Annotated in this window: 21 protein-coding genes; 14 read left to right on the forward strand and 7 right to left on the reverse strand. The window is 56.4% G+C overall.

Translation table 11 applies throughout. The features are described 5' to 3' along the window. Nucleotides 1-73: 73 nt before the first annotated feature. The 3 genes from rbfA to truB are packed head-to-tail and all read left to right on the forward strand — an operon-like array spanning nucleotide 74 to nucleotide 2169. Nucleotides 74-469: a 30S ribosome-binding factor RbfA gene (gene rbfA / locus ACR0L9_RS11540; RefSeq protein WP_170408494.1), complete on the forward strand. Its 396-nt coding sequence runs from the start codon at nucleotides 74-76 to the stop codon at nucleotides 467-469. Next, nucleotides 466-1206: a phosphodiester glycosidase family protein gene (locus ACR0L9_RS11545; RefSeq protein WP_170515043.1), complete on the forward strand. Its 741-nt coding sequence runs from the start codon at nucleotides 466-468 to the stop codon at nucleotides 1204-1206. Before rbfA ends, ACR0L9_RS11545 begins: the two co-directional genes overlap by 4 nt. Before the next feature lie 54 nt (nucleotides 1207-1260). Next, nucleotides 1261-2169 carry a tRNA pseudouridine(55) synthase TruB gene (gene truB, locus ACR0L9_RS11550; RefSeq protein WP_170566955.1) on the forward strand — a complete coding sequence of 303 codons (909 nt, stop codon included), beginning with the start codon at nucleotides 1261-1263 and terminating at the stop codon, nucleotides 2167-2169. Nucleotides 2170-2176: 7 nt separating this feature from the next. Here truB and ACR0L9_RS11555 read toward each other — a convergent pair whose 3' ends face one another. Further along, nucleotides 2177-3625, reverse strand: a complete 1449-nt coding sequence (locus tag ACR0L9_RS11555; RefSeq protein ID WP_170626774.1) for a pyridoxal-dependent decarboxylase — start codon at nucleotides 3623-3625, stop codon at nucleotides 2177-2179. A gap of 106 nt (nucleotides 3626-3731) precedes the next feature. Between ACR0L9_RS11555 and ACR0L9_RS11560 the strand changes: the two genes are divergently transcribed. The 3 genes from ACR0L9_RS11560 (at nucleotide 3732) to rpsO (ending at nucleotide 5779) form a co-directional block, all read left to right on the forward strand. After that, nucleotides 3732-4235, forward strand: a complete 504-nt coding sequence (locus tag ACR0L9_RS11560) for a DUF1643 domain-containing protein (RefSeq protein ID WP_170513974.1) — start codon at nucleotides 3732-3734, stop codon at nucleotides 4233-4235. 96 nt (nucleotides 4236-4331) lie between these two features. Continuing rightward, entirely contained in the window at nucleotides 4332-5366 is a 1035-nt protein-coding gene (locus ACR0L9_RS11565) for a calcium-binding protein (RefSeq protein WP_480895704.1), read from the forward strand. 143 nt (nucleotides 5367-5509) lie between these two features. Further along, a complete protein-coding gene (rpsO, locus tag ACR0L9_RS11570) occupies nucleotides 5510-5779 on the forward strand; it encodes a 30S ribosomal protein S15 (RefSeq protein WP_050605082.1) in 270 nt (89 codons plus the stop codon). Between the two features lie 386 nt (nucleotides 5780-6165). On the opposite strand, the gene ACR0L9_RS11575 is transcribed toward rpsO, so the two are convergent. Then, a complete protein-coding gene (locus tag ACR0L9_RS11575; protein WP_170664271.1) occupies nucleotides 6166-7413 on the reverse strand; it encodes an MFS transporter in 1248 nt (415 codons plus the stop codon). Between the two features lie 449 nt (nucleotides 7414-7862). Here ACR0L9_RS11575 and ACR0L9_RS11580 point away from each other — a divergent pair, with 449 nt between their 5' ends. Further along, nucleotides 7863-8072, forward strand: a complete 210-nt coding sequence (locus ACR0L9_RS11580; RefSeq protein WP_170394694.1) for a hypothetical protein — start codon at nucleotides 7863-7865, stop codon at nucleotides 8070-8072. 116 nt (nucleotides 8073-8188) lie between these two features. Here ACR0L9_RS11580 and ACR0L9_RS11585 read toward each other — a convergent pair whose 3' ends face one another. Beyond that, entirely contained in the window at nucleotides 8189-9790 is a 1602-nt protein-coding gene (locus ACR0L9_RS11585) for a BCCT family transporter (RefSeq protein WP_480895705.1), read from the reverse strand. A gap of 268 nt (nucleotides 9791-10058) precedes the next feature. Here ACR0L9_RS11585 and ACR0L9_RS11590 point away from each other — a divergent pair, with 268 nt between their 5' ends. The 4 genes from ACR0L9_RS11590 to pnp all read left to right on the forward strand — a co-directional run bounded on the left by ACR0L9_RS11590 (nucleotide 10059) and on the right by pnp (nucleotide 13555). Beyond that, entirely contained in the window at nucleotides 10059-10412 is a 354-nt protein-coding gene (locus tag ACR0L9_RS11590; protein ID WP_170684276.1) for a metalloregulator ArsR/SmtB family transcription factor, read from the forward strand. Further along, complete coding sequence (locus ACR0L9_RS11595; RefSeq protein ID WP_480895706.1) at nucleotides 10393-10815, forward strand: SRPBCC family protein; 423 nt, start codon at nucleotides 10393-10395, stop codon at nucleotides 10813-10815. The genes ACR0L9_RS11590 and ACR0L9_RS11595 overlap by 20 nt, the downstream gene beginning before the upstream one ends. Next, nucleotides 10812-11180 (forward strand): DUF1761 family protein, encoded by a 369-nt coding sequence (locus ACR0L9_RS11600; protein ID WP_170648798.1) that lies wholly within the window; start codon nucleotides 10812-10814, stop codon nucleotides 11178-11180. Before ACR0L9_RS11595 ends, ACR0L9_RS11600 begins: the two co-directional genes overlap by 4 nt. A gap of 224 nt (nucleotides 11181-11404) precedes the next feature. Further along, nucleotides 11405-13555, forward strand: a complete 2151-nt coding sequence (gene pnp, locus ACR0L9_RS11605; protein ID WP_170515055.1) for a polyribonucleotide nucleotidyltransferase — start codon at nucleotides 11405-11407, stop codon at nucleotides 13553-13555. 294 nt (nucleotides 13556-13849) lie between these two features. Here the strand turns inward: pnp and ACR0L9_RS11610 are convergent, their stop codons facing one another. Both ACR0L9_RS11610 and ACR0L9_RS11615 read right to left on the reverse strand, forming a co-directional pair. Then, nucleotides 13850-14350 (reverse strand): helix-turn-helix transcriptional regulator, encoded by a 501-nt coding sequence (locus tag ACR0L9_RS11610; protein ID WP_170394711.1) that lies wholly within the window; start codon nucleotides 14348-14350, stop codon nucleotides 13850-13852. Nucleotides 14351-14386: 36 nt separating this feature from the next. Next, entirely contained in the window at nucleotides 14387-14914 is a 528-nt protein-coding gene (locus tag ACR0L9_RS11615; RefSeq protein ID WP_480895707.1) for a hypothetical protein, read from the reverse strand. Between the two features lie 250 nt (nucleotides 14915-15164). Between ACR0L9_RS11615 and ACR0L9_RS11620 the strand changes: the two genes are divergently transcribed. Beyond that, entirely contained in the window at nucleotides 15165-15794 is a 630-nt protein-coding gene (locus tag ACR0L9_RS11620; protein WP_170426142.1) for a TIGR02466 family protein, read from the forward strand. A gap of 316 nt (nucleotides 15795-16110) precedes the next feature. Next, entirely contained in the window at nucleotides 16111-17106 is a 996-nt protein-coding gene (locus tag ACR0L9_RS11625; protein ID WP_480895708.1) for a Hint domain-containing protein, read from the forward strand. A gap of 38 nt (nucleotides 17107-17144) precedes the next feature. Here the strand turns inward: ACR0L9_RS11625 and ACR0L9_RS11630 are convergent, their stop codons facing one another. Beyond that, nucleotides 17145-17795, reverse strand: a complete 651-nt coding sequence (locus ACR0L9_RS11630) for a peroxiredoxin (RefSeq protein WP_170408508.1) — start codon at nucleotides 17793-17795, stop codon at nucleotides 17145-17147. Between the two features lie 218 nt (nucleotides 17796-18013). Here ACR0L9_RS11630 and ACR0L9_RS11635 point away from each other — a divergent pair, with 218 nt between their 5' ends. After that, nucleotides 18014-19453, forward strand: coding sequence for an aldehyde dehydrogenase family protein (locus ACR0L9_RS11635; protein ID WP_480895709.1), 1440 nt, complete (start codon nucleotides 18014-18016; stop codon nucleotides 19451-19453). A gap of 55 nt (nucleotides 19454-19508) precedes the next feature. On the opposite strand, the gene ACR0L9_RS11640 is transcribed toward ACR0L9_RS11635, so the two are convergent. Next, entirely contained in the window at nucleotides 19509-19943 is a 435-nt protein-coding gene (locus ACR0L9_RS11640) for a glyoxalase superfamily protein (protein ID WP_170566940.1), read from the reverse strand. Nucleotides 19944-20063: the final 120 nt, after the last annotated feature.

A 20063-nucleotide genomic window follows, 5' to 3' on the forward strand; every position in this document is an offset into this window, starting at 1 on the left:
AAGTCGGCTCAAAGCCTCCTAACCCGTTCGCGCCCGCTTGGCAAAGCCCCGCTTTGGGCTTAGATCGGGGGGCATGGCAAAGAACAAATTCCACGATGGCCCCGGCCCTTCCCAACGACAGCTGCGCGTCGGCGAACTGATCCGCCGCACCCTGTCCGAGGTTCTGGCGCGCGGAGATGTCCACGACCCCGACCTGAACCGCATGTCGATCACCGTGGGTGAGGTGCGCACCTCGCCCGATCTGAAGATCGCCACCGCCTACGTGCTGCCCCTGGGCGGCAAGGGGCAGGAGGACGTGATCGAACTGCTCGCTCGAAACAAGGGTGAGCTTCGGCGCGCAGTGGGCAAGAAGGTGGGCCTGAAATTCTCACCCGACCTGCGGTTCCGTCTGGATGACACGTTTGATCGACTGGACGACACCCGCCGTATGTTTAATCAGGACGCGGTACGCCGCGATCTGGACGAGTGATCCGTACCCTTGTCACGCTGTGTGCGGTCCTTTGGGCCGCGCAAGTCTCTGCAGTCACTTGCGAGAAGCTGACTCATGAGGACAAGCGATATACGGTTTGCGAGGTGGATACCTCGGAAGATTTGCGCCTGTTTCTGAACGATGAAAATGGCGATCTGCTGGGTCATTTCTCTTCGGTGAATGAGGCGTTGGAGCCTCAGGGGAAAAGGCTCGTCTTTGCGATGAATGCGGGCATGTACCATGACGACCGCTCGCCCGTCGGCCACTATGTCGAAGAAGGGCAAGAGCAGATGCGCGTGATACCGAATGCCGGACCCGGCAATTTCGGCCTGCTGCCCAACGGTGTGTTCTGCATCCGTGAAAACCGTGCCGATGTGTTCGAGACTTTGGATTTCGTCGATCAGGCGCCGCAGTGCCGCTTTGCGACACAATCGGGCCCCATGCTGGTGATCAACGGAGAGTTGCACCCTCGCTTTCTGCCGGATTCAACCTCGCGCTACACCCGAAACGGGGTGGGCACCAGCGCCGATGGCACGCGTGCGGTGTTTGCGATCTCGGACGATTACGTCACTTTCCACGAATTCGGCAGCCTATTCCGCGATGTATTGAAAACACCGAATGCGCTGTTTCTCGATGGCAACATTTCCCGCATGTATGATCGCGCCAGCAACCGGTCGGATATCGGGTTTTCGCTGGGACCCATCGTGGGTGTCGTCGAGGACGTTCCGGCAAATTGACAGCATCGAAACGATCCGCTAACTCGCGCGCCTCAGCAAGACTCAAGGTGTAGAATGGGACGCAAACGCAAGGGCCGCGACATTTCCGGTTGGCTGGTGGTGGATAAGCCCGCTGGCATGACTTCGACCGCGGTGGTCAACAAGGTGCGTTGGGCGATGGACGCCAAGAAAGCGGGCCATGCGGGCACGCTGGACCCAGAGGCAACCGGCGTTTTGGCCGTTGCGCTGGGTGAGGCAACCAAGACCGTCCCCTACATCACCGATGCGCTGAAGGCCTACACCTTCACCGTGCGGCTGGGGCAGGCCACCAACACCGATGATGCTGAGGGCGAAGTCATCGCTGAGAGCATTGCGCGCCCCTCGGATGAGGATATCAAACAAGCGCTCGGCCCGTTTCTGGGCGATATCAAACAGGTGCCGCCCAAGTTCTCGGCCGTGAAAATCGACGGTCAACGCGCCTATAAGCTGGCCCGCGATGGCGAGGATGTAGAACTGACCGCCCGCCCTCTTTGGGTAGAGGAACTGGTGCTGATCGACCGCCCCGACAAAGACCACGTCGTGCTGGAGATGACCTGTGGCAAAGGTGGCTATGTCCGTTCCATTGCGCGTGATCTGGGTGAGGCGCTCGGCTGCCACGGCCACGTGAAAAAACTGCGCCGCATCTGGTCCGGCCCGTTTGAGGCCGAGGATGGCCTGACCATCGAACAGATCGACGAAATGGCCAAAACCACCGCACTGGATAATTATCTGCATCCGCTGGAAACCGGCTTATCGGACCTACCCGAGCTGAAATGCACCTCTGAAGGAGCCACCCGTCTGCGGAATGGCAATCCGGGCATGGTGCTGGCCTCTGACGTAGAATACGGCGACGAGGCCTGGGCCTCGCTGGATGGCAAGGCCGTGGCCGTAGGAATTTACAAGTCGGGCGAATTGCACCCAAGCCGCGTCTTTGCCGCCAACTGATGACTGTTCAGGCGGCGATACGCAATTTGTGACCCAGTCGAAGTATCTCGGACACCAGTAGATCCAGATCCTGCTTTTGCGTGCGGTGATTGTTGACCGCCACCCGTAGGCAATGCGCCCCCTGAACCGTTGTATCCGATAAAACCGCTGTGCCTTCCTCTTGCAGGCACAACATGATTTCGCTGTTAATCGCACGCAGAGTTTCGGGGCTGAGACCGCCCGGGTCATAGCGGAAACAAACGATGTTTATATTGGTGGGGAACATCAAGGTGAGGTCATCCTCTGCCTCGATCAGCGAAGTCAGATAACGCGCCTTTTCGATATCCTGATCAATGAGCCTGCCGAATTTCTGAACGCCGTGCTCCTTCAAGGACATCCAGACCTTGAGCGCTCGAAACCCACGCGAAGTCTGAATGCCGTAATCGTGCAAAAACGCCGCCCCGGCGACGCCTCGGGATTGCGGTTCCAGGTATTCCGGGGTCAGAGTAAATGTCGCGTGGTGGGCATCATGGCTTCGCACCAATGCGCAACCCACTTCGAAAGGCGCATGTAACCATTTGTGTGGGTCGAGCGCGACGGAATCCGCGCGTTCGATGCCGGACACGCGCCAACTGTTATCATGGGCGATTGCAATTAACGCACCGATACAGCCGTCAACATGAAACCACAGGCCTTCCTCGCGGCAGAAATCGGCAATCGCCGACAAGTCGTCGATGGCGCCTGTGTTCACGGTTCCGGCGGTAGCAATCACACAAGCGGGGTTAAGGCCGTCTGCGCGATCCTGCGCGACCATGCCGGCAAGCGCTTCAAGATCCATCGTCAAATCGTCTTGCGTAGGAACACGCCGCAGCGCCTTGTTGCCCAGACCCAGTGTTTCGAGCGACTTTTGGTGACAACTATGCATCTGATCCGATCCGTAATACCGCATCGGCTTATCCATGGCGGCGATGCCCTCTTCGCGCATGTCGATCCCGGATTTGACGTTGCGGGCCACCGTCAGCCCGATCAAGTTTGCCACGCTGCCGCCGCTGACCAATGTCCCACTGGCCCCTTCCGGCAGACCGATCATCTCGCGTAGCCAGTCGACGACTTGTCGGTCGATCAGGGCTGCCGCATGATTCCCTCCCCCTAGGTTCGATCCCTGAACCGCAGCCAGAAAATCCGCCATCGCGCCAGTGAAATTGCTCGCGCCCATATACCAGCCCCAAAACCGGGGATGAATATTGCCCATTGGATACTGCATGACCTGAGACTGGACATCATCCATCAAATCACCCAACGGCATACCCTGCTGAGGTGCAGGCGTTTCGAACCCGTTGCGTATGGCAGTCGGCATATCTTTCCAAATCGACCTATCACGCACATCACGCGTATGATCCAACGCCATATCCAACATTTCATGTGCTAACTTGCGGGTCTGCTCCCAATCCGCCGGATCCAATGTCTCGAATGTCATGTCTTCCCCCAGAATAAGCCGTTCAAATGAAGGCAGGTATAGCACAAGTTAAGGATCAGGACATCGCCCCTTGTAAACGGGCCTAATTCCAGCCAAACCCGACTGCATGATCACCCGTTCTCATACCAAGGGCGACGCGCCCTCGACTGCCATCTACTCCGATTGCGAAAAATACCGCTATAGCCTGACCCGTATCTGGAACCCGGCGGGCCGCAAGGCGTTGTTTGTGATGCTGAATCCGTCGACGGCGACCGAGGTGCAGAACGACCCCACGGTGGAACGTTGCGAGCGTCGCGCACGCACACTGGGTTTCGGAGCTTTTCAGGTCACCAATATCTTTGCCTGGCGCGACACTGATCCGCGCAAGATGCGAGCATCTGCAGATCCGGTGGGGCCTGAGAATGACGCAGCCATCCTAGACGGCGTGGAATGGGCGGATCAGGTCATCGCCGCCTGGGGCACCCATGGCGCACATCTGGAACGCGGCCCCGCAGTTGAGGACTTGCTGCGCGGCACGGGCCAGCCCTTGTTCCACCTTGGGCTGACCAAGGACGGGCATCCGAAGCATCCTCTCTACATTGCGTACACTCAGCAGCCCGAACCCTGGTGATAAAGGGTTAACCACGCTCTCAGCTTCGCTTTGACCAAGCCATTGTTTGCATGAGATGTTTTACACTCGGAGCCATTGTGCTTGCGGAGGGTAGATATGTTTCTGATCGGATTATTCGGAATGGCCGCCATGGGTGGTGCCGCCTACGCAATCAGCGACGTACTTGTGCCAGAAAACAAAGGCGATGACGAGGAGGAAGACGATCGCATCGAGGAAACGGCCGACGACGACCTGTCGGAAGGCAATTTGCTTGACGCGGACGAGAATGTCGACGAGCCCAGCTCTGCCGAGGAAACCGACTCTGACACTGGTGAGATTGTGTCCGAGTATGAAGGCGATCTGGTCATTGCGGGCGATGAGGATGCGGATGTTCTGACCGGGCAGGAAGGCAACGATCAGATCAACGGATATGGCGGGGACGACTGGATCGACGGCGGCGCTGGCAACGACGTGTTGTATGGCGGTGGTGGCGGGGACGTCCTGTTTGGCAACCTCGGGAATGATGTGCTCCATGGTGAATATGGTGACGACGTGCTGGACGGAATGTCAGGAAATGACGACCTGTATGGTCATTTCGGAACAGATGATCTGAGCGGCGGTGATGGGAATGACCGGCTTTTTGGTGGTCAGGGCGATGACACGTTAAGCGGCGATGACGGCGACGACGCGCTACAAGGCGGAGATGGCGACGACTACCTTGTTGGGGGTGCCGGTGAAGACGCCCTGTTTGGCGGAGATGGTGATGACATCTTGTCCGGAGAAGATGGTCCGGACGAGCATGCGCGCGACTTCCTAAACGGGGGCTCTGGGGACGACGTCATTCTTGCCGAAGACGGCGATGTGGTCACCGGTGGAGAGGGCGAGGACGAGATCGTTGTACAGTCCGACCCCGAGCAGGAAGCCACGACAATCATGGATTTCCAGATCGGCCACGACAAGCTTCTGATCACCTGGGACAACCCGGAAGAACCGGAATTGACGATCGAACAGGACAGTGAAAACAACAGCTTGACCCATGTTCGGGTCAATGGCGAAGACGTCGCTCAGCTTTTTGGCGCAGAGGGTCTGACTGTTGAAGATATTCAGTTTGTGACCGAAGCCCAGTTGGAGCAGTACGCCTTCACTAGTTGAGCCTGCAGAATCCCTTTGCCATTTGCGGTGAATGCGCCTATACGCGCCCATCCGCATCGGAATCGGTGCGGTTTTCTCCATGGGCCTGTGCTGGACGACATCCCGGCCTGCGCCATCAACTCTAACCTTTAAAGGAGACCCCGATGTCGATTACTGCCGCTGATAAAGCACGCGTCATGAAAGAATTCGCAACCAAGGACGGCGACACTGGTTCGCCTGAAGTCCAGGTTGCTATCCTGACCTCGCGCATCAACACCCTGACCGAGCACTTCAAAACCCACAAGAAAGACAACCACGGTCGTCGTGGTCTGCTGAAGATGGTTGCTCAGCGCCGTAAGCTGCTGGACTATCTGAAGGGCAAAGAAGAAGCACGCTATCAGGACCTGATCAAAAAGCTGGGCATCCGCCGCTAAACGCGTTTTGTTCATGTTGTACAGGCGCTGAGGCCCTGTTCGTACAAATTGTACATCTTGTACGCCCGCCATTTGGTGGGCGTATTTGTTTTGGTCACTCTCTAATCCAGTGAACTGTGCGGCGCGCGGATTTCCCGCCATGTTCATGAGAGACGGCACACACATACCCGCGGCCCAAACCTTACCGCTACGCAAAGAAGCGCAAACTTTTTTAACTTCCTGTGAACCACTTCACTGAACGCGGTCAAAGATTGCGCCATTCTGAGGGTGTTAGTGAGTAGGCGCTTCTTTTGTTTCGAGCGTCAGGTTTTTCATAGTCCTCCCTTTTTTACTGGGCGTGCCTGTAACGGGCGCGCCCATTTTCGTTCGGGACACACTGATGAAACCTACTTGCCTTTGGTATCAAGCGCCTGAACGCCGGGATGGCGAAACAGTTTCGCCATCGCAATCAATGCCAGTACACCGCAGATGACCGCGAGCACGAAAGGCATCCGCAAATTGATTGCCATGAGGGATCCGCTGAGGGCCGTAATGGTCCCGGAGCCCAACGCGTAAATGGCGACTGTCACACCCATGACCCAACCTTGCTCGGTTGGGCCGACGCTCGCGGAAAACAACGAAAGCATGGTCGGGTACATGATCGCGAACGCGATGGTTATCGGAACAATCAGGACATAGGTCAGATCGGCCATGGGGTTCAGCATGAAGGCCAATATCCCAAGCGCCATTGCGGCAATGGAAACATATAGAATCGGGAACTTTTTATAGCGCTTATGCAGCGGCGCGGTGAGGTAGGCACTGCCAAAGGCCATGGAGCCTCCGAACACGGCGAGGGCCATGCTGTTTTGAAGCGTACTGAACTTGAACCGGGTCAGCAGATACGTGTCGATGAAGAAGAAAAACGCATTCAGGCACATCAGCGAGAACAACATGACGACCGAAAGCCGCAAAACGACCGGGTGCGAGAAGACTTTCCACAAGTTCAAAACAACATCTAAAAGCCCGAAGTCAATTTTTTGTCTTTTGAAACCGGGTTCGGAAAAGAAGAACAGGATCAGGGCCATGTTGATCAGGATCAGGGCAATGGCGACGTAGAAAGGCAGTTCCAGTGACGCGAATGATCCCATCAGGTTTTGGTCGCTGAGCAGTCCTGAAATCAGTGGCCCCCCGAGCAGGCCCAGCGCGGATGCCGCAACAATCATCCCGAGGTTTTTTGATTTCTCCTGATCGTCATGGCTGATGTCGATCAATGCGGCCTGCGCAATGGGTTGGTTGGCCGTCGTAAACCCGGAAATGGCGCGCCCCAAAAGCAACAGCCAATAGCTGGACGTCATGATCGCGGCCACAGTCAGAACATAGCCGATCAGGGCACCGGTAAGGCAGATCATGATGCCTGTTTTACGCCCGATATAGTCCGACAACTTGGCGATGAAGGCCGCCCCGAAAAAGTAGAACAGAAAGAAGACGACAATCAGAATCGTATAGTCGAGCTGGCGGATATTCGTCGCTGTTCCATGTGCGAGGAAAGCCTGGTGTGGATCCAGCAGGATCGTGTTGAAAATCGGCACGATCAATCCAAAACCCATCACGTCAATGAAAACGACCAGCAACAGAGACAATCGTGAAAGGTTCATAACAGCTTCCTCATTACGGTCCCGGAATAATCCAATTTCAAAACGTCGAGGGGGCCGGCCACATCACAAGAAACACGCGCTGCGCCAAGATTTGCCCGGAGTCAGGGTATGGGCTCTTTCGTTTTCTGTCCAATTTGGCGCGGCGACGGGCGGTATCCGGGGGGCTGACCTTGGGTTTCGAATTGTGACGCCGCGTCGCGAAAGCCGGGCCCTAGGTTAGAAGGTTGACGTAAGCGTAAGCAGTGCCGTGATTTTTTTCCAAGCGGTCAAAAAAATGATGCGAACAGCAGATTTCTTCCCCCTTTCTCGGCACCCTATTTTTCTTACATGGACGGTGTCGCTGCGGGTTCACACTCACGGAAGTTGGTCTTTGAGCCCTTCCCTCAAGTGGCTTGGACCTGACCCGCAGCGGCAAGGATTTGATGACCATATGTTGCGGGAGTTGAATGATGCCATTGAAGTCAATTCTGAGCCGGGTGTTTGCAACCAAGATGTCTGAGACGTCCAACGCCACAAATGCGCGGTCGATTTTGAATAATCCCTACGACCATAAGAAGGCAATTTCGAAGGTTGAGACAGCGGCGGTTCTTCGCGGGATCCTAGAAGATGAAAAGATGGAATATCCAACCCAAGGCAAACGCAAGGATTCGCTGCACTGACCGCCGTTTGGTACGCTCCTGACGACTTCTGCATGGGCACGCGCTACAGGGGCCGCTCCGGACCAAAAACGCCCGCCGAATTGGCGGGCGTTTCGGTTTTCTCAGGATAATCCCAGTTACATCTTGGCCTTTTCTGATTTAAGCGCCAGCCACAGGCAGTAGCACATGATCAGAACCACCAAGGTAAACGGAATTCCAGTCGACACCGCTGCCCCTTGCAAGGCAGAGAGACCTCCGCCCAGCAGCAGTGCGATTGCGACGAGGCCTTCAAGCGTGCACCAGAACACGCGTTGCACAACCGGTGCGTCCATCTTTCCGCCTGCCGTGATCGTGTCGATCACCAGCGAGCCTGAGTCCGACGATGTGACAAAGAATACAACGATCAGGATCAGAGCGATCGGGGCAATGATGCCGTAAAGCGGCAGCTCTTTCAGGAAGCCGAACAGCGCGCCCTCGGGGGCATAGCTTTCGATCACTGTGGCGCGGACGCCCTCTGCTCCGCCTGCGTTCAGCATGTCGATGGCTGCGCCGCCAAAGGTCGACATCCACAAGGCACATACCGCAGTGGGTGCCAACAAGGCGCAGATCACGAACTCACGCACCGTACGACCTTTGGAAATGCGGGCGATGAACATGCCCACGAAAGGTGACCACGCAATCCACCAGGCCCAATAGAAGGTTGTCCAGCCGTGGAAGTAACTGGTGTCTTCCCGACCGAATGGATTGGACAGAGCAGGCAGGTGCGTCACGTAATCCACCATTACGTTGAAATACCGCGCGATGGCGGTGCCAACACCGGTGACAACGATGACGAAGATGAACAGGCCCACGGCCATGATCATGTTGATCTCACTCAGCCGTTTGACACCTGCATCCATGCCCATCAGGACCGATCCCAATGCGATCAAGGTGATGCCAATGATCAGCAGGACGGTGACCGTGGGGCTGGGTTCGATGCCAAAGACCTCGTTCAATCCAGCAGCCACCTGCTGAGCGCCTAGTCCAAGTGAGGTGGTCAGGCCAAAGAGCGTGGCAAACACGGCCAGCGTGTCGATGAGATGGCCCCACCAGCCCCAGACTCGTTCGCCCAGGATCGGGTAGAAGGCCGAGCGCAGGGTCAGCGGCAGACCGAGATTGTAGCTGAAGATCGCCAGTGCCAGACCGACGGCCGCGTAAACCGCCCAGCCTTCCAATCCCCAATGGTGGATTGTGCCAACGATGCCAATATACTCATTGCCGGGCACCGCGATATCGATGCCTAGGGGCCGTGCATTACCGCCTTCGGCGAAGTTGTAATAGACCGGCTCCATCACGCCGAAGAACAGCAGCCCGATGCCGATACCCGCGGCGAACATCATCGCGATCCAACCGGCATAGGAATAGTCAGGCTTGGCGTCCTTGCCGCCGATGCGAACTTTTCCGACAGGCAGGATGATCAGCACCAGACAGAACAGGGTGATTGCGTCAACCGACAGTACCAGGAACCAGTCAAACGTGCTGGTCAGCCAAGGCCGGAGCCAGCCGAAGAAGGTTGCCGCTGCCTCCTGATTTGCCAGCGCGATCAGGACGAACGCAAAGATCAGGATGCTTGAGATCAAAAAGACCGGGTTATGGATATCCAGACCGAAGGGCCGGACATTGTCTTGCCCAAGCTCATATTCGGTCTCAAAATCGTAAATCCGGGGATCCGGATCCAGCATTTTCTTGGTTTGTGCCATGCGTCTACCCTTCTGTTCGCAATATGCAAACGCCAAGGTATTCGACCGGCGGACGGAGGTGGTATTCGTAGTCCCTTGGCGCGTTTCCGTCGTCTCGACCGCAGGTATGGTGGTTTCAGCCTATACGGATACTAAATTTTCACCAAATATATTCGATTTTACGAATGCTTACGCCGGGAAAGCTGTAGATTCAGCTTTCAGTACCGTGGATAAATTGTTATTCACCCAAAAGGTTGACTGAAGCAGAAAAGGCAGGTAATTCATCCAAATGGTTGAACGAGAGAGTCGCTATGACCTCAATGCAATATTGAAGGCCGCATCCGACCCGACCCGCCGCGTGATCCTGACAATGCTTGCGCAGCAGGGACCATTGCGGGTGACGGATATCGCGCGGCAATTCGATATGAGCCTCAACTCGGTGTCCAAGCACATCAAGGTGCTTGAGAGTGCTGGGCTGGTGCAGCGCCGGACGGAATGGCGCGAGCATCTGATCGAGGTGCAGATGGCCCCCTTGTCAGCCGTGGATGACTGGTTCGCCGGGCTGCGTTCGATCTGGGCGCTTCGGCTGGACGCCTTGGAAACTGCTTTGGAGGACCCAGAAGATGACGGAACTGTCCCTTGAAATCACCCGCGCCATCCCGCACCCGCCTGAAAAGGTATTTGATGCGTGGCTCGACCCGGAAATGCTGGCCAAGTTCATGCTGCCCGGCCCCAACATGACCGTGCCCGAGGCGAAATCCGACGCCAAGGTGGGCGGTCGTTTCAAGATCATCATGCGCGCGCCCAAGGCCGGAGATCTGCCGCATGAGGGCGAATACAAGGTGATCGACAGGCCCAACCGGCTGCAATTCACCTGGAATTCACCCTACAGTCAGGACGATTCCACTGTGACGCTGGATTTCACGCCCACCGACAAGGGTACGGAATTGCGCCTGCACCACATCCGCTTCCCTTCAGAAGAAAGCCGCAACAACCATGAAGGTGGCTGGACCCGTATCCTTGAGACACTGGAGGGTGCGCTGTGATCAACTGGCTCGCCCTTGGCGTGGGTGTGATCGCGGCCTTTCTGCTGGGCTGGCTGGTCTATGGACCCGTCGGCTTTCAGAAACGCTGGGCCGAGGGAACACGGATCGACCCCACCCCACCCGAATCTCCACCCCTGCCGCAGATGGCGGCCCAGATCGTGTTCCTGATCCTGCTGGCCGCCGTGATCGCGGTGACCGAGACCACCAACAGCCTTGGCGTTGCGGTGCTGGCGATCCTTGCGGTGGCTGCTCAGGCCGCATCGGTCGGGGCATGGGCGCAGAAAAGCGGCTTCGCCATCGCGGTCGACACCGGCTATGCGCTGGGCTGCGGCGTGGTGATGATCCTGGCGCACGCGATCCTATGACATGTCGACCCCTGCCCTGCTTGGGCGGGGGTTAGGCAATCCCCTGCCCCCCAAAAACTCCCGACTTTCCAAAGCTTCCAAACTCATGTATGGGCCAGTCATCTGAGACGTTGTGCCCTGACCCCGGCACTCGAATGGAAGATAAAGTGGGGTCGGCGGCAATGGGGCCGCCATGCAAACCGGAGACCCGCAGGGGCGGGAGTGCTCCGTTCTAGGATACGCATATGTTTGATGTAACAAAGAAATCGATTCAGTGGGGCGAAGAGACGCTAACACTGGAAACCGGCAAGGTTGCCCGTCAGGCCGACGGCAGCGTGATTGCCACGCTGGGCGAAACCAGCGTGATGGCAAACGTGACCTTTGCCCGCGCTCAAAAGCCCGGTCAGGATTTTTTCCCGCTGACCGTGCACTATCAAGAAAAATACTATGCCGCCGGTAAGGTTCCGGGTGGCTTCTTCAAGCGCGAAGCGCGCCCGACCGAGAAAGAGACGCTGACCGCGCGTCTGATCGACCGTCCGATCCGCCCGCTGTTTGTTGACGGCTTTAAAAACGAAGTTCTGGTGATGTGCACCGTGCTGTCCCACGATCTGGTCAACGACCCCGACATCGTTGCGATGATCGCGGCATCCGCTGCTCTGACCATTTCCGGCGCGCCGTTCATGGGTCCGATCGCCGGTGCCCGCGTTGGTTTCGAGGATGGCGAATACGTTCTGAACCCGACCGTCGACGACATGCAGGACCTGCGCCTGAACCCTGAACAGCGTCTGGACCTGGTTGTCGCCGGTACCAAAGACGCCGTGATGATGGTGGAATCGGAAGCGTACGAACTGTCCGAGGCGGAAATGCTGGGCGCGGTAAACTTCGCGCATGAGCAAATTCAGCCCGTGATCGACCTGATCATCTCGCTGGCCGAAGAAGCCGCGAAAGAGCCGTTCGAATTTGTCGCCCCCGATTACTCGGAGCTGTCCGCCGCTGTTTCGGCTGCCGGTGAAGAGAAGATGCGCGCCGCGTTCGCGATCACCGACAAGCAAGAGCGCACCGCCGCTGTTGCCGCGGCCCGTGAAGCGATCAAGGAAGCGTTGACCGAAGAGCAACTAGAAGACGGCAACCTCGGTTCCGCTATGAAGAAGCTGGAAGCTGGCATTCTGCGCGGTGACGTCGTCAAAGGCGGCAAGCGTATCGACGGTCGTTCGACCACCGATATCCGTTCGATCGTCGCAGAAACCTCGATGCTGCCGCGGACCCACGGTTCCGCCCTGTTCACCCGTGGTGAAACTCAGGCGTTGGCCGTGACCACGCTGGGCACTGGCGACGATGAGCAGTTTATCGACGCACTGCACGGCAACTTCAAATCCAACTTCCTGCTGCATTACAACTTCCCTCCCTACTCGGTTGGCGAAGTTGGCCGCGTCGGTGGCCCGGGCCGTCGTGAGATCGGCCACGGCAAGCTGGCATGGCGTGCCCTGCAGGCGGTTCTGCCTGCGGCGACCGACTTCCCCTACACGATCCGCATCGTGTCGGAGATCACCGAATCCAACGGCTCGTCCTCGATGGCGTCGGTTTGCGGTGGTTCGCTGTCGATGATGGATGCGGGCGTCCCGCTGAAAGCGCCGGTTGCCGGTGTGGCCATGGGCCTGATCCTGGAAGATGACGGCAACTATGCCATCCTGTCGGACATTCTGGGTGACGAAGACCACCTTGGCGACATGGACTTCAAAGTGGCTGGCACCGAAAACGGCATCACCTCGCTGCAGATGGACATCAAGGTTGCGGGCATCACGCCCGAGATCATGGAGAAAGCCCTGGCGCAAGCCAAGGACGGCCGGATGCACATTCTGGGTGAGATGGGCAAAGCCCTGTCCGAGACCAACGAATTCTCGGTCCACGCCCCGCGCATCGAGACCATGAACATCCCCACCGACAAGATCCGTGAAGTGATCGGTTCAGGCGGCAAGGTCATCCGCGAGATCGTCGAGGTTTCGGGCGCCAAGGTCGACATCAATGACGACGGCGTCATCAAGATCGCGTCGCCCGACGGTGAATCGATCAAGAAGGCCTATGAGATGATCCACTCGATCGTTGCTGAGCCGGAAGAGGGCCAGATCTACACCGGTAAAGTGGTCAAGATCGTCGACTTCGGTGCCTTCGTGAACTTCTTTGGCAAGCGCGACGGTCTGGTACACGTGTCCCAGATCGAAAACCGCCGCCTGAACCATCCGTCGGATGTTCTGAAAGAAGGTCAGGAAGTAAAGGTCAAGCTTCTGGGCTTTGACGATCGCGGCAAGGTGCGCCTGTCGATGAAAGTTGTCGATCAGGAAACCGGCGAAGAGATCGTTCCCGAGAAGAAAGAAAAGAAAGAGGAAAGCGCAGAGTAATCTGCCTCTTTTGCAAGAACGAAGGCCCCGGTAATCTGCCGGGGCCTTTTTCTTTGGGCGAATGTCGAGTGCCGTAGCGATACTGTGGAATGTGCCGATCATCAGCTGGTGCTGGGGTAGGCTTCAATTTAGATGAGGATACAGTTTTAATCGCTGAGTGCATTGCCCTGAAACAGAGCCTCGCAACCACTTAAAACGTTGGCTTTACAGGCCCGAGGCATCTACTTGGGCGTTCTTTTCTACTCATTGCCGATAAATGAATGAATTTACGACGATATCCGATCGTTTCTTGGTTTATTTCTTTTCTTCGATCAAAAGCTCTTCTATGAGCGCGCCTAACAGTTGCGTCCTCGATTTGACCTTAGCTTTTTTGTAGATTGAATTGTTCTGGGACTTGATTGTTCCCTCGCTGGTCTCGCGCAGTTTAGCTATTTCTGCGAGGGACAGGCCCTTTACGGTGAGAAGTGCAACATCTCGTTCCGCAGCACTAAGGCCCCAACGGTCGAACTGTAGTTCCAGCATCCGAAAAAACTCGCCTTGAGCCTTTCGCAGGTTCTGTTTGACTTCTTGGTGACGTCGCAAAAACAGCCTGTGGCTTTGCCAAATCAAAAGCCCCCCAAGAATAAACCCAAATAGGGTGATGAGAGCCGTGATTTCATGGACCACCCAACTCGCGGAAAAAATGTAGTACCCTGTTATTTCGCCAATCAATTCGATCACAAACGTCAAAGCAGAGATCGCATATACAGCGATCCCCGCTTTGAACATGGCTTCTTTTTTAAACCATTTGTTCAAACCCCAATCTCGCTTGGGCTCAAGTTGGAAGCTGAATTAATCATCGTCGCCTTCGTCATCCCCTTCGCCATCGTCACCTTCACCGTCGCGCTCGCCATCGTCGCCCTCGCTGTCGCGCTCACCATCGTCGCCTTCGCTGTCGCGCTCACCATCGTCGCCTTCGCTGTCGCGCTCACCATCGTCGCCTTCGCTGTCGCGCTCACCATCGTCGCCTTCGCTATCGTTTTCCCCATCGCCTTCGTCATCGTCACCTTCGTCATCAAATCCTTCGTCGTCATCTTCGTCATCAAAATCTTCGTCGTCATCTTCCTCATCGTCGAACTCATCGTCTCGCTCTGAACGATCCCGAACGATGGTTCCGTCTTTCCCCAGCACCACTTCTCTCTCGATTCCAGGTCCAGTCGCTTCAAAGCGAAGATTCCCAAACAGCGTGTTGGTTATTTCGATTCGTTGGAAACCTTGTTCTGTGAGTTCGTCGATGATGTCTTGCTTGGTGGTTTGCGAAAGCGCCGTGGTGGCCATCAGAACGAAAGTTGATGTCAGACCGATAGTTTTCTTGTTCATGTTCCCATCCTCAAAGGAATTGCCAATTGAACTAAAACATCGGCGCTTTGCGATGGGAATATAACTTAGGTTGGTTAGGCCAGACTTGAACCAAAGAACTATATCCTCAACGGTACTGGGTAATGCGCGCAATGTGCGGGAACGTGGATTTGGAGAGCGCCGAAAAATTTTTCAGGAGCAAATTCCTGAATTTGATCTCGGACCGATCTGAATTTACAGCCATGTAGTTTTTGAAGGTGACACCGAGGATATGCCCGAAGCCAAGAAATTCGAAAAGCTCTTCTCTACTCCAATGATGCGATTTGTGGTGCCTAACAGTGCAGCGCTTAATGCGGCGATTCTGTTTGAGGCCGAAAAGATGCGTGAGGAAGACGAGGGTGCCTCAAAATCCAATCGCGGCGGATGGCACTCAAACGGAAACCTCTTTGATCGCGATACGCCCGCTATTCAGAATTTGCGAGACGCGGCCGAAGATGCGGTGTTTCAAATAACGCGAAAGGTCTCAGACAAGGTTGAACTGGATAAACTTCGCCTGAAACTGTTCGGGTGGATAAACGACAATCCTTCCGGCGGGTACAATGCGCCGCATACTCATCCCGGCGCGCATTGGTCTGGAGTGTACTATGTTTCTCAACCCGAGATCGAAGAAGGTTCGTCTGGAATGATTGAGTTTCTCGACCCTCGAAACGAGTTGCCTCACTGGCGCATACTTCAGGCGAGTGCGTTTCGGAACAAAAAGAAGCTGCGCCCGGCAGCCGGCGAAATGATCCTTTTTCCATCCTATCTGACCCATTGGGTCCACCCAAACCAAAGTAAAGAAAGCCGCGTCACGGTTGCCTTCAACGCAACCTTTCGACGTCCAAAATCGGATCCCAGTTGATCGCCTCGAGATACGCAGCCTCTGTGGTATCGAACATCATGGCAATGTTTCGCCTGGTCAGCGCAGTCAGTGCGGTTTTCAGTTTCCATCAGAAGATACGATCCTTTGGCAGCGAGACCGCGTTCAACCGACGTATCCGATTCCAACCACCGCCTCGGCAGGCGTGCACACAGTCGATCCAACCATAGCCAATCTGCCTTTTTCGATCAGTGCCGCTTTCGAGCCCTGCGCGTCACGGTAAACGATATGTTAACACTTCTAAGTTGAGTTAGCTCAAAGTTAAGGAAATCCAAATCATCTGGGACGTCGCCGCGCTTTGGCCTCTATCACCATCTTTGAGATCGACGGAGATCCGTTTGGCAACCCCAGTGTGACGGTGACCCAGGGGTTTCAGGTCACCATTACTGATGATGATAATTTTCTCGAAAATCCGGACAACAACGGCAGCCAACAGTTCGATACCCTCCCAATCCCCGGGCTGAGCAACTCCGGCAGCTTTCAGATATTTGAAGGCTACAGCGCGACGGTCGGAGGTGCACCGGTCACCTACACACTGCTGCAATTCTCGGGTACGCAATACATCGTTGTGACCTCGGGAAACGTTGCCGTTAACGATGTACTGACAGGCAACTCACTGGCCCAGAGTACTGCACCTGCGGTCGAATATGATAACCTTCCCAGCTTTGTCTGCTTTACTTCGGGGTCACATATTCTGACACCACCGGGCCAGCGTCTGATCGAAGAAGTCAAAGCAGGCGATCATGTGATCACCGCAGATGGCACCGGTCGGGCCGTGCGCTGGGTGGGTCGGCGACGGATGAGTGAGGCGGATCTGAGACAGACCCCTAAGCATTGCCCGATCCGGATCAGTGCGGGCAGTCTTGGGCCGCAGACACCATCGCGAGATCTGCTGCTGTCACCTCAGCATCGGGTTGTCGTGTCCTCACCTTCGTTGGAACTGCATCATAGTCACCCGATGATGTTGGCGACGGCCAAGTCTCTGCTCAACGGCAAGTCTATCACGCAAGTACCGCCAAGCGGGGGCGTCGAGTACATTCACATTCTATTCGACCAGCATGAGCTGGTGAATGTCGAAGGATTGTGGTCGGAATCGTTTTATCCCGGCGGATACACGTTGGACGCGATGAGCAGTGCGGTGAAGGAGGAACTATTCGAGCTGTTCCCCGAGCTTCATTCCGACGCAGGCGGCTATGGTGATACGGTGCTGCCGGTTCTGAAACCGTACGAAGTGCAGATGCTGCGCCCGGAGCTGTGTGCCCCTTGTGGAGCTACTGCAGCGTTTGCGCACTAAACGAGGGCGGGGGCTTGTGCCCCCCGCCCATTATCCAATCACGATGGCGCTTTGGTTTTGCGCAGATAGGGGAAAATCGTTTCGAACTCGCCGAACTTCTCTTTTGCCTCATCGTTGGAGACCGCAGGTGGAATGATCACATCCTCACCCGGCACCCAATTTGCGGGGGTTGCCACGCCCTTGGCGCTCATCTGCAGGCCATCCAGCGCACGCAGAATCTCGGCAAAGTTGCGGCCCACGGTCATCGGGTAGGTCATGGACAGTTTCAACTGCTTATCGGGTCCGATGATAAAGACAGAGCGTACAGTTGCGCTGTCGGCAGGCGTGCGGCCGTCGGGCAGATAGGCCTCGGCCGGCAGCATGTCGAAGGCTTTGGACACAGCCAGACCGTCATCGGCGATGATCGGGAAGCCGGGGTTGGCGTTGCCATAGGCCTCGATATCTTTTTTCCACTTCTTATGATCTTCGACACCATCGACCGACACGCCGATCACTTTGGTGTTCCGCGCCGCCCATTCATCGTTCAGCTGCGCAACTGCCGAAAACTCGGTCGTGCAAACAGGAGTGAAGTCCTTGGGGTGTGAGAACAGGATGGCCCAGCTATCGCCAATCCAGTCATGAAACTGGACGGTGCCCTGATCTGTCTCTGCGGTGAAATTCGGGACCGTATCATTGATGCGCAAACCCATTGGGAAACTCCTTTCCTGTGAAAAATCGCGAGTCGATTGCTGCCAACCTAATCACTTTGCGCAGAGGTTAAACCATTCATGTTGCGCTGTCAGAAGATTCAGTAGGTAGATAATTTGATCAAATTATGTTTTACCCTTGCCCGACACCCGGGTGGGTGACAGAGTGCGAATGAAAACCGACCGTTCGGTCGATTGATTCCTGATCCGGAGGATGAGCCATGATCGAAAAACGCGATTTCTATATCAACGGCAAATGGGTCGCCCCATCAGAGCCGAATGATTTCGAAGTGATCGACCCGTCGACCGAAGAACCATGCGCGGTGATCTCATTGGGGTCAGAGGCTGACACTAACGCAGCGGTCGCCGCGGCCAAAGCTGCTCTGCCTGGTTGGATGGCAACCCCGGTGGACGCGCGCATCGCTTTGGTAGAGAAACTGGTCGATATTTACGCCACCCGCTCAGAGGATCTGGCCCAGGCGATGTCGATGGAGATGGGTGCACCGATCGAAATGGCGCGCAGCCAGCAATCGGGCGCGGGGATCTATCACCTGAAAAACTTCATCCGTGCCGCCAAGGCGTTCCAATTCGAACGTCCGTTGGGCGATCATGCGCCGAATGACCGGATCATCTATGAAGCGGTGGGTGTGGCAGCCCTGATCACCCCATGGAATTGGCCGATGAATCAGGTCACGCTCAAGGTCGGCGCGGCGGCGATTGCGGGCTGCACGATGGTGCTGAAACCGTCCGAGCAAAGCCCGCTGAACGCGATGATCTTTGCTGAGATGATGGATGAGGCTGGCTTCCCGGCTGGTGTTTTCAACCTGGTGAATGGCGATGGCGTGGGCGTGGGCTCTCAGCTCTCGGGGCACGCAGATGTTGATATGGTCAGCTTCACCGGTTCGACCCGCGCGGGCACTGCGATTTCCAAGAATGCGGCGGATACACTGAAGAAAGTGCATCTGGAATTGGGCGGCAAAGGGGCCAATGTGGTCTTCGCCGATGCCGACGAAAAGGCGGTAAAACGCGGCGTCCTGCACATGATGAACAACACCGGTCAAAGCTGTAACGCGCCCAGCCGGATGCTGGTGCAGCGTCCGATCTATGATCAGGCGGTTGAGACAGCCGCCGAAGTGGCAAACAAGGTCACCGTCGGCAGTGCCGCCCAAGAAGGCCGACATATCGGACCGGTGGTGAACGAAGTGCAGTGGACCAAAATTCAGGACCTGATCCAGAAAGGAATTGATGAGGGCGCGCGTCTGGTGGCAGGCGGTACCGGTCGCCCTGAAGGACTGAACAAGGGCTACTATGTGCGTCCTACGGTCTTTGCAGATGCCAACAACCAGATGACCATCGCGCGCGAGGAGATCTTTGGCCCGGTTCTGACCATGATCCCCTTCGATACCGAAGAAGAAGCCATCGAGATTGCCAATGACACACCTTACGGGCTGACCAATTATGTTCAGACCCAAGACGGTGCACGCGCCAACCGAATGGCTCGCGTCTTGCGGTCGGGCATGGTTGAGATGAACGGCCAGTCGCGCAGCGCTGGGTCCCCGTTTGGTGGGATGAAACAGTCCGGCAATGGCCGCGAAGGCGGGGTTTGGGGACTGGAGGACTTCCTTGAGGTCAAGGCCGTTGGCGGTTGGGCCGCCGAATAGTCAATCTTGGTGCTATCAAAATGTGAGGCACCCTAAGGGTGCCTCGCTTTGTTTCTTAGGCAGGTCGGACGATAAGCTGCGGCTCTCCGTCCGACGTGTGGCGGGTGGATCGACCATCCCAGCCAATCTCACCTGTCACCCGCTGGCGAAGGGACGAAAAACTGTCGAACCGGACCACATCTACGGGCACGTCGAACTGAAGGGTCACCCGGCGATGTCCGCCATCCCCGATCATGGTCAGACCGCGGATTTCGGCGGTGAAGGGCTGACCCAGATATCGACCCTCAACCCGGTCACCAACGCGCAACTGCACTCGATTTCCTGCCATCGCGTGCAACGTGTTCCAATCCCGCACACCGAGTTGATGCGCCAACAGTTCCAACGCCTCGCTATGCGATAGCTTCACTCCGGCGTCCTGCAGGCGTTTGCGCAGGCGTTTTGCCTGCTCTTTCAGCTCCGCAACCGGAGCGATGTTCTGAATATGTGTCATGGTGTGCCTCGTTTCCTGAAACGGGCGCGAAATCTGGACGGGGTTCGCATTGCCATCCGCGCGCCAGGAAAGGGCAACAGATGTGATTCAATCGGGTTTCACCAAAGCCTAAGGCCGCGA

Source organism: Ruegeria sp. I3, from assembly GCF_056532525.1.